This window comes from Acidovorax sp. GW458-11-26-14-TSB4 (assembly GCF_059423865.1).
This window is the reverse complement of record NZ_JBWKYR010000001.1, coordinates 589,637-603,924: the sequence shown is the minus strand read 5'-3', so window position 1 is coordinate 603,924 and position 14,288 is coordinate 589,637. Positions and strand designations below refer to the sequence as shown.

At 68.2% G+C, this 14,288-nt stretch carries 12 protein-coding genes and 1 riboswitch; of the genes, 5 read left to right on the top strand and 7 right to left on the bottom strand.

Annotated elements, in window-relative coordinates; genetic code table 11:
- Positions 1-207: 207 nt before the first annotated feature.
- Entirely contained in the window at positions 208-1,167 is a 960-nt protein-coding gene (locus AC07X5_RS02860; RefSeq protein ID WP_494768981.1) for a YihY/virulence factor BrkB family protein, read from the bottom strand.
- Positions 1,168-1,303: 136 nt separating this feature from the next.
- Here AC07X5_RS02860 and AC07X5_RS02855 point away from each other — a divergent pair, with 136 nt between their 5' ends.
- The gene (locus AC07X5_RS02855) at positions 1,304-2,437 is read left to right on the top strand and encodes a serine hydrolase domain-containing protein (protein ID WP_494768980.1); all 1,134 of its coding nucleotides are present in this window, start codon (positions 1,304-1,306) and stop codon (positions 2,435-2,437) included.
- Positions 2,438-2,489: 52 nt separating this feature from the next.
- The gene (locus tag AC07X5_RS02850; RefSeq protein ID WP_409955155.1) at positions 2,490-3,029 is read left to right on the top strand and encodes a shikimate kinase; all 540 of its coding nucleotides are present in this window, start codon (positions 2,490-2,492) and stop codon (positions 3,027-3,029) included.
- 9 nt (positions 3,030-3,038) lie between these two features.
- Here AC07X5_RS02850 and AC07X5_RS02845 read toward each other — a convergent pair whose 3' ends face one another.
- Positions 3,039-3,818, bottom strand: a complete 780-nt coding sequence (locus tag AC07X5_RS02845; RefSeq protein ID WP_494768979.1) for an IclR family transcriptional regulator — start codon at positions 3,816-3,818, stop codon at positions 3,039-3,041.
- A 96-nt stretch (positions 3,819-3,914) separates the two neighbouring features.
- On the opposite strand from AC07X5_RS02845, the gene AC07X5_RS02840 reads away from it, so the two are divergent.
- Both AC07X5_RS02840 and fahA read left to right on the top strand, forming a co-directional pair.
- A complete protein-coding gene (locus AC07X5_RS02840) occupies positions 3,915-4,910 on the top strand; it encodes a Bug family tripartite tricarboxylate transporter substrate binding protein (RefSeq protein ID WP_494768978.1) in 996 nt (331 codons plus the stop codon).
- 32 nt (positions 4,911-4,942) lie between these two features.
- Positions 4,943-6,217 (top strand): fumarylacetoacetase, encoded by a 1,275-nt coding sequence (gene fahA / locus AC07X5_RS02835; protein ID WP_494768977.1) that lies wholly within the window; start codon positions 4,943-4,945, stop codon positions 6,215-6,217.
- A 34-nt stretch (positions 6,218-6,251) separates the two neighbouring features.
- Here fahA and metH read toward each other — a convergent pair whose 3' ends face one another.
- The 4 genes from metH to AC07X5_RS02815 all read right to left on the bottom strand — a co-directional run bounded on the left by metH (position 6,252) and on the right by AC07X5_RS02815 (position 12,133).
- A complete protein-coding gene (gene metH / locus AC07X5_RS02830; protein ID WP_494768976.1) occupies positions 6,252-8,996 on the bottom strand; it encodes a methionine synthase in 2,745 nt (914 codons plus the stop codon).
- A gap of 26 nt (positions 8,997-9,022) precedes the next feature.
- A riboswitch (S-adenosyl-L-homocysteine riboswitch) is annotated at positions 9,023-9,120 on the bottom strand.
- A gap of 9 nt (positions 9,121-9,129) precedes the next feature.
- On the bottom strand, positions 9,130-9,885 hold the full coding sequence (locus AC07X5_RS02825; RefSeq protein WP_494768975.1) for a hypothetical protein: 756 nt from the start codon (positions 9,883-9,885) through the stop codon (positions 9,130-9,132).
- A gap of 32 nt (positions 9,886-9,917) precedes the next feature.
- Complete coding sequence (locus AC07X5_RS02820) at positions 9,918-11,249, bottom strand: aminotransferase class V-fold PLP-dependent enzyme (protein WP_494768974.1); 1,332 nt, start codon at positions 11,247-11,249, stop codon at positions 9,918-9,920.
- Positions 11,249-12,133, bottom strand: coding sequence for an amino acid ABC transporter substrate-binding protein (locus AC07X5_RS02815; RefSeq protein WP_494769448.1), 885 nt, complete (start codon positions 12,131-12,133; stop codon positions 11,249-11,251). Before AC07X5_RS02815 ends, AC07X5_RS02820 begins: the two co-directional genes overlap by 1 nt.
- Positions 12,134-12,329: 196 nt before the next feature.
- On the opposite strand from AC07X5_RS02815, the gene AC07X5_RS02810 reads away from it, so the two are divergent.
- Complete coding sequence (locus AC07X5_RS02810) at positions 12,330-13,253, top strand: LysR family transcriptional regulator (protein WP_494769447.1); 924 nt, start codon at positions 12,330-12,332, stop codon at positions 13,251-13,253.
- Positions 13,254-13,260: 7 nt separating this feature from the next.
- On the opposite strand, the gene AC07X5_RS02805 is transcribed toward AC07X5_RS02810, so the two are convergent.
- A complete protein-coding gene (locus AC07X5_RS02805; RefSeq protein WP_494768973.1) occupies positions 13,261-14,283 on the bottom strand; it encodes an aliphatic amidase in 1,023 nt (340 codons plus the stop codon).
- Positions 14,284-14,288: the final 5 nt, after the last annotated feature.

The following is a 14,288-nucleotide window of genomic DNA, read 5'->3' as shown; positions in this document are numbered from 1 at the left end:
ATTCCTGGGTTCAATCTTGTTCGGCGCCGCGACCTGGTGAGTGCACAACGCGGCCCATGGACGCACGGTATACAGGCCACGATGCCCGCCTTTGTCTGCTTTGTAAGGGTCGGTAAGAAGTGCTGCGCCGGCCCCGCAAGGTGCAGAGCCCTGGGGTACACATTTGCCATTGCTTACAGCGCCAAGCGACACAGTCCGCTTGCCCAGTCAGGGCACGGTCGCCACGTCCGCACCGTCCTGGGGCACGGGATGCGCCGGGGCGCGACGCCTGCGCACCTGCAGCCCCGCCTCGTCCAGAGCCCGGGCGCAACTGGCGGCGAACAGCAGCACGGCCGACGAAAAATAGATCCACATCAGCAGCACCACCAGCGAGCCGGCCGCCCCGTACGCGGAAACGACCGCCGCCGTGGAGAGGTACCAGGCCAGCAGTTGCTTGCCGATGGTGAACAGGGTGGCGCCCACCACCGCGCCGGCGATCAGGCAGCGCAGCGGCGGTTTGCGCCCGGTGCCGATGCGCATCAGCCCGACGAACAGCGCCACGGCAAAGCCGAAGGCCACCATCTCGTTGACCACCTGCAGGATGGGACCGAGCGGCGCGATGGACAGCCGGGCACCGGCCCAGCCAGCGAACAGGTTGATGAGGGTGGACATCGTGAGCGAGACCAGCAGCAAAAAGCCGATGGCGAGCACATAGGCCAGGCCACGCAGGCGCAGCGAGGCCATGTGCCACCACGCGGCGCGCGAAGGGTCCGGCTCCGAGCCTTGCCACAGGCGCGCCAGCGTCGACTGCAGCTCCACGAACACCCCGGTGGCGCCCGAGAGCAGCACGACGAAGCCGATCAGCGAGGCCAGGCGCCCCTCGGAAGGTTCCTGGGCGCTGGCCAGGGCCTGGCGCATGACGTCTGCCACGCGCTCACCCATCACCGACTGCACCTGGTTCAGCAGGCTGCTTTCCAGGTAGCTGCGGTCAAGCCACCAGCCCAGCACCCCCACCAGCAACAGCAGCAGCGGCGCCAGGCTCAGCATGCCATAGAAGGACATGGCCGCGCTCATGCGCAGGCCGTCGGCGTCCAGCCATAACTGCACCGCACGCCACAGCGGCATCACGGGCTGCACCAGGGGTTGGAGGCGCTTGGTGGCGCGCTGGATGCGGTCGGAAATGCTCATGCGCTAAGCATAGGAGGCCGGGCAGCGGACTTCCACCGGCCGGGCACGGAAGCCAATGTAGGCGCTGTCCCACAGGCGGCTGGGTCCATCGGCCACTTGTGGCAGGCTCTTACCATCTTCTCCAGGAGCCCCGCCCATGCATGCCCCCAGCCTGACCCGATTGCGCAGCGTGCTGCAGGACCACATCGACCGCGGCATCCTGCCAGGCGCGGTGGCGCTGGTGCACCACCGCGGCCAGACGGTGCTGCACGACGCCCTGGGCGCCCAGGCGCCCGGCGCGGGCGCACCGGCCATGGCGGCGGATTCGATCTTCCGCATCTACTCCATGACCAAGCCCGTGGTGTCGCTGGTCACGCTGATGCTCATGGAAGAAGGGCGCCTGCCCCTGTCCCACCCCGTGGCGCGCTACCTGCCCACCTTTGCCGGCCAGGGCGTGTTCGACCCCGCCACGGGGGGCATGGCGCCCGTGCGGCGTGACGCCACGGTGCACGACCTGCTTCGCCATACGGCGGGGCTGAGCTATGCCTGGGACACCGGCCCGGTGGCCCAGGCCTACCAAACGGCACGCATCGGCTCGCGCCGCGATGGCAATGCGGCGCTGGCCAAGGCCATCGGGCCCCTGCCCCTGCTGCACCAGCCCGGCTGCTGCTGGGAATACAGCCGCGCCACCGATGTGCTGGGCGCGCTGCTGGAGGTGGTGGAGGGTGAGACCCTGGGCGCCATCCTGCAGCGCCGGGTGTTCGGCCCGCTGCAGATGCACGACACCGGCTTTCACGTGCCGGCGGAGCAGTTGCACCGCCTGGCCGAACCCTTCGCGCGCGACCCGGCCACCGGCGCCGAGGTGGCGCTCAACGACGTATCGCGGCCGGCCGCGTTCGAGTCGGGCGGCGGCGGGCTGGTGTCCACGGCCGCAGACTATGCGCGTTTTGCGCGCCTGCTGCTGGCCGGCGGCACGCTCGATGGCGTGCGCCTGGCCAGCCGCACCACCGTGGCCTTCATGGCGGCCGACCACCTGGGCGATGGCATACCGGCCGCCGGGGACATCCTGCCCGAGGGCTACGGCTTCGGCCTGGGCGTGGCCGTGCGCCGCAGCGCCGGTCTGGCGCCCCACACCGCCTCGGTGGGCCAGTACGGCTGGAGCGGCATGGGCGGCACCTTCTTCCTGGTGGACCCTGCCGAAGACCTGGTGGCCATCATGCTCACCCAGGCGCCCGGCCAGCTGCGCTATCTGTGCGAGCTGTACCCGGCGCTGGTCTACGCGGCGCTGTAGCAAGCACAGGGCCCTGCTTTAAACTCGCCCCCCCAAGGGGCAAGAAAAGAATATGCAGATTCGCTGTGCACTGGTCGGCATGCCCGGCTCAGGCAAATCCACCATCGGCAGGCAGTTGGCGCACCGTGCGGGCGTGCCCTTCATCGACCTGGACCACCGGCTGGAGGAAGTGCTGGGCACCAGCATCCGCCAGTTCTTCGAGGAGCACGGCGAGGCGCGCTTTCGCGAGCTGGAAGCCGAGGAACTGGCCAAGGCGGCGGCGCAGCCCGGCGGCATGGTGCTCTCCACCGGCGGCGGCGCCGTGCTGCGCGCCGAGAACCGCGGCGTGCTGCGCGCCATGGGCCCGGTGCTCTACCTGCGCGCCTCGCCCGAAGAGATCTACAAGCGCGTCAAGCACGACCGCAGCCGCCCCCTGCTGCAGGGAGGCAACCCCATGGACAAGCTGCGCGCACTCTACGCCCAGCGCGACGGCCTGTACCGCGAGACGGCGCACTACGTGATCGAGACCGGCCGCCCCACGGTGCACATGCTGGTCAACATGATCATGATGCAGCTGGAGATGGCCGCGGGCACCGAGCAGGCGCCGCAGTAAGCAATGGCCTCAACGCAGGGGCGAGGAATCGCTCCAGTGGAAGTGCACGCGCGGCTGGATGTCCGCGATCTCGGTGCGCAGCAGTGCGGCCAGGCGCCCCGCCTCGCGCTGGGTAAGCCGCGCCACGGTGGTCGACAGGCTGACGGCCGCGAACGCCCGGCCGCCCGCATCCACCACGGCATGGCCCACGGCGGCGGTATTGGTGTTCAGGCAGCCGCCGCTGCGCGCATAGCCCAGGGCCTGGGTCTGGGTGAGCAGCGTGCGCAGCGTGGCCTCGTCCAGCCCGCCATAGCGACCCAGCGTGGGCGCATTGGTGGCCAGGGCGGCTTCGATGAGCGCCTCGTCCTGCGCCGCCATCAGCGCCAGGCCGGCCGCGCCCACACCCAGCGGGCGGCGCCCGCCCACCGTGACCGACAGCGGCGGCTCCAGCCGCTGTACGTTGGTATGGGCATAGCAGACGGCCTCATGGCCGCTGAGCACGAACAGGTAGGCCGCATAGCCCGTGGCATCGGCCAGGCGCTGCAGATTGGCCGTGAACAGCGGCGCCACATCGTGCCGGCCGCGCGCGGCCAGGCCGTGCTCGAAGGGGCGGCGCCCCAGCACATAGCCCCGGCCCTCCGGCAGCGCCGCCACCAGGCGCGCGGCCATCATGTCCTGCAGCAGCCGGTGCACGGTGGGATGCGGGATGCCGGACTGGCGCGCGATGTCCGACAGCGACAGCCCGCGCGCGTCGTAGCGCGAGAGCTGGTCGAGGATGCGCAGCACGCGGTCGAGCACCAGGGTGGCCATGCTTGTTTGTCCATGCAGTGGAAAGAACGATTGTAGGAAACCGCAGGCCGGCCAAGAATGCGCAGATTCGAACAACCATCTCTGGAGACATTGCCCATGGCCGCTTTCGCCCGCTCCCCGCTCACCCGCCGCACCCTGCTGGGCGCCACCACTGCCGCCGTGCTCGGCCTGGCCGCCGGCCCGCTGGCTGCGCAGGACTTCCCGTCCAAGCCCATTCGCTTCGTCGTGCCCTATGCCCCCGGCGGCACCACCGACCTGGTGGCACGCACCGTGGGCGCCCACATGGCGCAGACCCTGGGCCAGCCGGTCATCATCGACAACCGCGCGGGCGCGGGCGGCAATATCGGCATGGACGCCGTGGCCAAGGCCGCGCCCGACGGCTACACCGTGGGCATGGGCGCCATCTCCACGAACGCGCTGAACCCGCACATCTACAAGAAGATGCCCTTTGACCCGCGCAAGGACTTCACCGCCGTGGGCCTGCTGGGCAACTCCACCATCGTGCTCGAAGCCGGCCCCGCCCTGCCCGTGAAGACCGTTGCCGAGCTGGTCGCCCATGCCAAGAAGAGCCCCGGTGTCCCCTACGCCACGGCCGGCGCCGGCACCTCCATGCACCTGACGGGCGTGCTGTTCGCACAGACCAGCAAGACCGACCTGGTGCACGTGCCTTACAAGGGCAGCGCGCCGCTGATCACCGACCTGATCGGCGGCCAGGTGCCGATTGCCTTCGACAACCTGCCCGCCTCCCTGCCCCACATCCAGGCCGGCAAGCTGCGTGCCCTGGCGGTGGCCGGCGCCCAGCGCTCGCCCGCTCTGCCCGACGTGCCCACCCTGGCCGAAGCCGGCCTGCCCGAGGCGGTGGTCGAGCCCTGGTTCGGCGTCTACGGCCCCGCGGGCCTGCCCGCTGCCGTGGCGCAGCGCCTGAACAAGGCGCTGGCCGACGCCCTGGCCGACCCGGCCGTCAAGGACAAGCTGCTGGCCGCGGGCTTCACCCCGCGCAGCGCCAGCGTGGCGGAGTTCGATGCCCTGACCAAGCGCGAGTACGAGCGCCTGGGCAAGGTCGCCCACAGCGCGCAGATGAGCGCAGACTGATCCTTTTCCTTTTTCTTCCATCCCGACTGACCATGAGCACCACCCTCGACGCCACCCACGGCACCCAACTGCGCAGCTGGGTCGCATCCGCCAATGTGGCAGGCTGCGACTTCCCCATCCAGAACCTGCCCTTCGGGCGCTTCCGCACGGCGGGCAGCCGCGAGGCCCTGCGCATCGGCGTGGCCATCGGCGACCAGATCCTGGACCTGCAGGCCGCCGGCCTGGTGGCCCACAACGACATGAACGCGCTGATGGCCGCCACGCCCGCCGAGCGCCAGGCCCTGCGCCAGCAGCTGTCCGAAGGCCTGCGCGAAGGCAATAGCAGCCAGCAGGCCGCCTGGACGCAGGCCCTGGTGCCCCAATCCAGCGTGGAGATGGCCGTGCCCTGCCAGATCGGCGACTACACGGACTTCTACACCAGCGTGCACCACGCCACCACCGTGGGCAAGCAGTTCCGCCCGGACAACCCGCTGCTGCCCAACTACAAGTGGGTGCCCATCGGCTACCACGGGCGCGCCTCGTCCATCGGCATCAGCGGCCAGCGCATCAAGCGCCCGCAGGGCCAGACCAAGGCGCCCGATGCGGCCGTGCCCACGCTCGGCCCCTGCAAGCGCCTGGACTACGAGCTGGAGCTGGGCTGGTTCATCGGCCAGGGCAATGCCCAGGGCGAGCCCATCGCCATCGGCCAAGCAGAACAGCACCTGTTCGGCGTGGCGCTGTTCAACGACTGGAGCGCACGCGACATCCAGGGCTGGGAATACCAGCCGCTGGGGCCCTTCCTGTCGAAGAACTTCGCCAGCACCCTCTCGCCCTGGGTGGTGACCATGGAAGCGCTGGCGCCCTTCCGGGCCGCCTTCGAGCGCGATGCCGCCGACCCGCAGCCCCTGCCCTACCTGGACTCGGCCAACAACCGCAGCCAGGGCGCCTTCGACATCACCCTGGAAGTGCTGCTGCAGACGGCCCGCATGCGCGAGGCCGGCGAGGCCCCCGTGCGCCTGTCGGCCACCAACAGCCGCCGCGCCGCGTACTGGACGCCCGCGCAGCTCGTGGCGCACCACACGGTGAACGGCTGCAACCTGCAACCCGGCGACCTGATGGGATCGGGCACGCTGTCGGGCCCCGAGGTGACCGAGGCGGGCTCCCTGCTGGAGCTGGCCAGCGGCGGCAAGCAGCCCATCACACTGCCCAACGGCGAGCAGCGCAGCTTCCTGGAAGACGGCGACACGCTGATCCTCAAGGGCTGGTGCGAGCGCGAAGGCGCGGTGCGGATCGGGCTGGGCGAGGTGAGCGGGACCATCGTCGCCTGATGGTCCACAGGCAGCCCCATGATGGGGCTGCCTTTTACAGATTCGGCGCCAGCAGCCGCGCCAGCACGGCCTCGTCCATACCCCGGCGCTGGGCCATGTCGTGCAGCTGGTCCTCGCCGATCTTGCCGACGTTGAAGTACACGCTCTCGGGGTGGCCCAGGTAGAAGCCGCTCACGCTGGCGGCCGGCATCATGGCCAGGCTTTCGGTGAGGGCCATGCCGACCTCCTCGCACTGCAGCACGCGGAACAGCTCCGTCTTGGCGCTGTGGTCGGGGCAGGCGGGGTAGCCGGGCGCGGGGCGGATGCCGGCGTACTTCTCGGCGATCATATCGTCGTTGCTCAGTTGCTCGCCCGCAGCGTAGCCCCACAGGTCGGTGCGCACGCGCTGGTGCAGGCACTCGGCAAAGGCTTCGGCCAGGCGGTCTGCCAGGCTCTTGAACATGATGGCCGAATAATCGTCCAGGGCGTCGATGAAGGCCTTTTCCTTCTTCTCGATCCCGAGGCCCGCCGTCACGGCGAACAGGCCGGCGTAGTCGGCAATGCCGCTGTCCTTGGGTGCGACGAAGTCGGCCAGGCAGCGGCTGGGGCGGGTCACGCCGTCGATGACCTGCTTTTCGGCCTGCTGGCGCATGCCGTACCAGGTCATGGCGACCTCGGTGCGGGTTTCGTCGGTGTAGAACTCGATGTCGTCGCCGCCGTTCACGCTGTTGGCCGGGTACAGGGCCATCACGCCGCTGGCCGTGAGCCAGCGGCCTTCGATGATCTTTTTCAGCATGGCCTGCGCATCGGCGAACACGCGCGTGGCCTCCACGCCCACCACCTCGTCGCTCAGGATGGCAGGGTACGGGCCGGCCAGGTCCCAGGTCTGGAAGAACGGGCCCCAGTCGATGTAGCGGGCCAGCTCGGCCAGGTCGAAGTTCTTGAACACGCGGCGGCCCAGGGCGCGCGGCACGGTGGGCTTGAAGGTCGTCCAGTCCACCGGCGTCCTGTTGGCGCGCGCCTTGGCCAGGGGCCACAGCGGGGTCTGCTTCTTGTTGGCGTGCTGGGTGCGCACCTTGTCGTAGTCGGCGTTGAGCTCCTGCACGTAGTTGTCCACCCCCTCGCCGAGCAGGCTCTGGGCCACGCTCACGCTGCGCGAGGCATCGGGCACGTAGACGACAGGGCCTTCGTAGTGCGGCGCGATCTTCACGGCGGTGTGCACGCGGCTGGTGGTGGCACCGCCGATGAGCAGCGGGATCTTCTTGATGCGGAAGTGGTCGTCCTTCTGCATCTCGCCGGCCACGTACTGCATCTCTTCGAGGCTGGGCGTGATCAGGCCCGACAGGCCCACGATGTCGGCCCCCTCGACCTTGGCGCGCGCCAGGATCTCGTGGCAGGGCACCATCACGCCCATGTTCACGACTTCGAAGTTGTTGCACTGGAGCACGACGGTGACGATGTTCTTGCCGATGTCGTGCACGTCGCCCTTGACGGTGGCGATGATGATCTTGCCCTTGCTGCGCACGTCGCGGCCGGCCAGTTCGTCCTGGCGCTTTTCTTCCTCGATGTAGGGGATCAGGTGGGCCACGGCGGACTTCATCACGCGCGCACTCTTGACCACCTGGGGCAGGAACATCTTGCCGGCGCCGAACAGGTCGCCCACCACGTTCATGCCGTCCATCAGCGGGCCTTCGATCACGTGCAGTGGGCGCCCGCCCTTGGCCAGGATGGCGCGGTAGGCTTCCTCGGTGTCTTCGACGATGAAGTCGGTGATGCCGTGCACCAGCGCGTGCGACAGGCGCTCGCCCACGGTGCGCGGGGCCTCGGGCGTGCCGCGCCATTCGAGCTTCTTGCTCTCGTCCTTGGCGCCGCTCTTGGCGGTCTCGGCCACCTCGACCAGGCGCTCGCCGGCATCGGGGCGGCGGTTGAGCACCACGTCCTCGACACGTTCGCGCAGCGTGGGCTCCAGGTCGTCGTAGACGCCGACCATGCCGGCGTTGACGATGCCCATGTCCATGCCTGCCTGGATGGCGTGGTACAGGAATACGGTGTGGATGGCCTCGCGCACCGGGTCGTTGCCGCGGAAGCTGAAACTCACATTGGACACGCCGCCCGAGACCTTGGCGCCGGGCAGGTTCTGCTTGATCCAGCGCACGGCCTCGATGAAGTCGACGGCGTAGTTGTTGTGCTCCTCGATGCCGGTGGCCACCGCGAAGATGTTGGGGTCGAAGATGATGTCCTCGGGCGGAAAGCCCACCTCGTCGACCAGCACGCGGTAGGCGCGCTCGCAGATCTCGATCTTGCGCGCAAAGGTGTCGGCCTGGCCCTTCTCGTCGAAGGCCATGACCACGGCGGCCGCGCCATAGCGCTTGACCAGGCGCGCCTCGTGCTTGAACTTGTCCACCCCCTCCTTCATGGAGATGGAGTTGACGATGCCCTTGCCCTGGATGCAGCGCAGCCCGGCCTCGATCACCTCCCACTTGGAGCTGTCGACCATGATGGGCACGCGCGCGATGTCGGGCTCGGAGGCGATGAGCTGCAAAAAGCGCACCATCGCAGCCTTGCTGTCCAGCATGGCCTCATCCATGTTGATGTCGATGACCTGGGCGCCGTTCTCCACCTGCTGGCGGGCCACGGCCAGGGCCTCCTCGTACTGCCCGTTGAGGATCATGCGGGCAAAGGCCTTGGAGCCGGTGACGTTGGTGCGCTCGCCGATGTTGACGAACAGCGTGCCCTCGCCAATGGAGACGGGCTCCAGGCCGGAAAGCTTCAGTGGAGGAATCGAGGAAATGGCGGACATCAGGCTCACCTGCAAGGGGGATCGAACACAGGTGAGCGTCGTTGCGGGGTGGTCGGCCCCGAGCCTGACGGGCACGCCTGGCCATCTGGGACCTGGGCGGCACGCTGCAACGCTCCTCGGGGGGAGGCTGATTTTACCGAACTGGCAGGAATTGAAGGAACGTGCCCCCGACAATGCCCTGCACATAGCTGATCGCTGCGCGGCGGTACTTCTCGGTCACCACCACGGCCACCAGGTCCAGGCGGGCGATGAGCTTGCCGAATTCGCGCTCGAAGCTCAGGTTGCGCCCATCGGGCCCGATCTCGTCGGCCAGCAACAGCGGCTGGCCGGCGGCATTGCGGCGCTGCGCCAGCAGCCACACGGCCGATTCCACATTGCGCGCAGCGTTGTACAGGTGCTGGGCATCGAGCGAGTCAAGCAGGAAGAACTCGGTCTTGCCGCCATGGGCCGTGACCAGCATGTCGGCCGTGGCCACAGTGAAGGCAGCCACCCGGTCGCCCGTGAACTCGGGCGCCAGGGCAAAGGCCAGGGCCGCGACGTCGCGCCGCCCCTGCAGCGGCGCCCAGGGCTGGCGCTGCTCGATGGCGGCACGCGCCCGCTCCATGGCCTGCTCGCGGCTGGCCGCACCGCCCTTGCGCCACTCGGCCGGGTTGCGGCGGTAGAGCTTGTCCATCAGCAGGGTCAGACTGGCCAGGTTGTCGCGCATGGCCAGTGTGGCCATGCGGTTCGCGTCGGACTGGGCCAGTTCGCCCGTGGTGGTGGATGCGCCCTTTACCTCGCCGCGCGGGGTGGGCGCAGGGGCGGCACAGCCAGACAGCAGGGCCACGGCGGTCAGGGCCATGCAGGCCAGGGGGAGGAAGTGAGGGAGAAGGGATGCAGGCGCCAGCATGTGGGCCGCATTATGGCCATGGCTGTCCCGGCCTAAGCAAGCGCCAGCGAACGCGCAGCGACATCCCGCACGATGTCCTGCGTGATGTGCAGGAACCGGTCGACATCCGCGGGCGAGTGGCAGTGCAGCGGCGAGACCCGCACGGCGCCCTGCAGCCCGAACGATTCAAGCATGCGCCGCGAGTAGATGCTGGCCGCGCTGCGCTCGTACACCGTGACGCCGCGCAGGCCGTACTCGTGCACCGCCTGTGTGCAGTCGATCCCCGCGAGGCCGATGGCGATGATCAAATCGCGCCGCTCCAGGTCGCCATGGTCCAGGTAGACCTGCACGCCCTCCATGGCGCGCAGCCCGGGCGCCTCGGCACTGCCATCGAGCAGGCGCGCCAGCAGTGCGCGCTCGTGCAGCAGGATGCGCTCCATGCCTGCGGCAAAGCGCTCACGGCGGCCTGCGGCATCGGGCGCATCAACACCCGGGGCGTCCCCCAGCCAGCACACGTAGTCCATGATTTCGGTCAGCACCGCGAACTGCCAGGGCGCGGCGCTGCCCAGGTCCCAGAAATCGGGCGCCTTGCCGGCCAGCTTGTGGTGGGGCAATGCGGCCGCGCGGTCCGACAGCCAGGCCAGGCCCGAACCGCGGCAGCCAAAGAACTTGTAGGGCGCGATGTTGATGCCATCCACCGGCGTGGCCTGCAGGTCGATGAGGCCGTGGGGCGCATGCTGAACGGCATCCACGATGATGTACAGGTCGGGTTTCACGGCGCGGGCGCGCTCCACGATCCGCGCCATGTCGAGCTTGGCGCCCGAGATGTTGGACGCGTAGATCACGTTGAGCAGGCAGGTGCCCCCATCCACCAGGCGCACGATGGCATCCACGTCGACACCGCCGGTGGCCGGGTTGCTCGGGGCCACGCGCAGCTCGCGCTCGGTCTGGCGCGCGTAGCGCTCCATGGCGTCGAAGGACGAGGGGTGCTCGAGCACCGTGGTGACCATGTTGGTGCCCGGCACGTTCTCGGCCACGGCGCGCACCATGTCGAACATGGCGCCCGATGCAGTCAGGGCCGCATAGACGCTGCCTCCCTGCGCGTTGAGCAATGTGCGCAGGTCGGCCGCGCCGGTGGCCTGCACGCACTGCAACTCGCGCGCCACCTCGTGGATGCGCTCGGTGTTGTCGGGCACGGCATCGACCTGGCCCATGCGCTCCATGGCGGCCTTCAGACGCAGCGAGCCGCCCGCATTGTCAAAATACAGGCGCTCGCGCCCACGGTGGTCATGCTCCACCTGCAGGAAGCGCTCGCGCACCGCGCGCATCAGGTCCTCAGGGAACAGCAGGCCTTCGGGATACCGGGTCAGAGAGGATGCAGCCATCACACCCCCTTGTTGTTGGGGTTGCGGTAGGCCTCGCGTACCGCATCGGTCATGGGGAAGTTGATGTTGATGTTGCTCGGCGGGATGGGCTGGGTGAACCAGCGCGCATACAGCCGCTCCATCTCGCCGGACTTCATGAGCTGCGTGACCGTCTGGTCCACCAGCGCCTGGAAGGCCGCATCGTTCTTGCGCAGCATGATGCCGTAGGGCTCCTGGCGCAGCACCACGTCCTTGAGGATCACGTAGTCGCCGGGGTTGGGTGACACGGCGATCAGCCCTGCGAGCTGCACGTCGTCGAGCACGTAGGCCACGGCCCGGTCGCTGGCCAGCAACAGGAAGGCGTCGGCGGTGTCCTTGCCCGAAATCTCCTGCACCTCCAGGTTTTCTGAGCGGCGGAAGCTGCGCAGCAACTGGATCGAGGTGCTGCCGGCCACGGTCGCCACGCTCTTGCCCGCCAGGTCCGCCAGCGAGGTGATGCCCGACTTCTTCTTGACCGCCACAGTGATGTTGGTGACGAAGTGGCTGGGCGCAAATGCGACCTGCTGCTGGCGCACCACCGAGTTGGTGGTGGTGGCGCAGTCCAGGTCCACGGTGCCGTTCTGTATCAGCGGAATGCGGTTCAGCGAATTGAGCAGGGTGTATTGCACGCGCAGCGCGGGCAGGCCGAGTTTGGCCTTGACGGCGTCGACGATCTTCAGGCAGATGTCGTTGGAAAAGCCGACGGGGTCGCCGCTGCCTGCAGGCTTGTACGAGAACGGGACGGAGCTGTCGCGGTTGCCGATGTGGATGGTGCCGCTCTCCTTGATCTTGCGCAGGGTGTCGATCTCCTGCGCCATGGTGGCCGAGGCGAGCAGGGTGGCGCCCAATGCGGCGAGGACAGACATCTTGAAAGCGTGCATGGCGGTGTTTCCAGTCAACGGAGACGGTCGGCGGGACCAGGGTCGCCACCGGAAATAACACAGTCAGTGCATTCGGTGACGGGCTGGAACGGATTCTGGAATTGCCGTCACTTTTAAAAAAGCGATTTTTTGTGCTCGAATTGCATGAATAAAAGTGATTTGAAAGCCGCGTACTCCCATGATGACCTTCAAGCAGCTCGAGGCCCTGTACTGGATCGCCCAGTTGGGTGGCTTTGCCCAGGCGGCACACAAGCTGCACACCTCGCAGTCGGCCGTGTCCAAACGGGTGCATGAGCTGGAGCAGCTGTTCGACACCCCACTGTTCGACCGCGGCCAGCGCACGGCGCGGCTCACCGAAAAGGGCGAAGAGATGTTCGTACTGGCACGCCAGCTGCTGCGCCAGCGCGATGCGGCGGTGGAGCAGTTCAGCAAGCCGGGGGTGATCGAGCGGCGCCTGCGCATCGGCGTGACCGAACTCACGGCCATGACCTGGCTGCCCCGGCTGGTGGCGCTGGTGCAGCAGCACTACCCCAAGGTGACGCTGGAGCCTGACGTGGACGGCAGCCTGCCGCTGCGCGACAAGCTGCTGGCCGACGACCTGGACCTGGTCATCGTGCCCGATGCGTTTGCCGATGCGCGCCTGCCCGCCAAGGCCGTGGGCCAGGTGGAGAGCGCCTGGATGTGCCAGCCCGGCCTGCTGCCCGCCGGCCCGGTGCGCCTGCATCAGCTGGCGCACCAGCGGCTGCTGGTGCAGGGCCAGTCGTCAGGCACCGGCCGGCGCTACGACGCATGGATGAAGGAACTGGGCGCCGAACCCTCGGACGCCATCGTGGTGAGCAACCTGATCGCGCTGATCGGCCTGACCATCTCGGGCCTGGGCGTGAGCTACCTGCCGCGCCACTGCCTGGACCCGCTCATCGGCGCCGGCATGCTGGCCGTGCTGGAGGTGGATCCGCCCCTGCCCCCGGTGCCCTACGTGGCGCTGTACAAGGGCGAGCACCGCAGTGCGCTGGTGTCGTCCATCACCATGCTCGCACAGTCCTGCTGCGACTTCACGCGCGCTTTCCAGGCGTTCCCGATGGGGAACGGCACAGAGCGACGCTGACCCAAGCCTATGCGTGCGGAATGCCCTCAATGGGGCATTCCGCCGTGCCCACGGTGCTGCGCGTGAGCGCCTCCACGGCCTGGCGCGTGCCCTCGGGGTCGGTCACCCAGCGCTGGTAGAAGCCGTAGGGGCAGGCGGCGGCGCCCTTGTCCCCTTCGCCGGAGTTGATCATGCCGGTGTAGCCGCGGTGCAGCAGCTTGAACAAATGGTTCTCGGACTGGCCGTTCCTGCGGAAATCCCGGATCAGGCTGGTGGACAGCGCCGCATACTGCACGCCGTACTCCTCCTCCCCGCATTCGCCCAGCGTGCGGCCGTCGAAGCCGATCAGTGCCGAATGGCCGAAGTAGCTGTACACGCCATCGAACCCCGCCGCATTGGCCACCGCCACGTAGGTGTTGTTGGCGAAGGCCATGGCCTTGCTGATGAGGATCTGCTGCTCCTTGGCCGGGTACATGTAGCCCTGGCAGCGCACGATGAGCTCGGCGCCCTTCATCGCGCAATCGCGCCAGATCTCGGGGTAGTTGCCATCGTCGCAGATGATGAGGCTGATCCTGAGGCCCTTGGGGCCCTCGCTCACGTAGGTCTGGTCGCCCGGGTACCAGCCCTCGATGGGCGTCCAGGGCATGATCTTGCGGTACTTCTGCACGATCTCGCCCTGGTCGTTCATCAGGATGAGCGTGTTGTAGGGCATCTTGTGCGGATGCTCTTCATGCCGTTCACCCGTGAGCGAGAACACGCCCCAGACCTTGGCCTTGCGGCACGCGGCCGCGAAGATCTCGGTCTCGGGGCCAGGAATGGTGGTGGCGGTATCCATCATCTCCTGCCGGTCGTACATGATGCCGTGGGTGCTGTACTCGGGAAAGATCACCAGGTCCATGCCCGGCAGGCCGGCCTTCATGCCCACCAGCATGTCGGCGATCTTGCGCGCGTTGTCCAGCACGTCGGCCTGGGTGTGCAGGCGCGGCATCTTGTAGTTGACGACCGCGACGCCCACGGTGTCCTTGCTGCTTGAAATATCGCCGTGGATCATGGCGT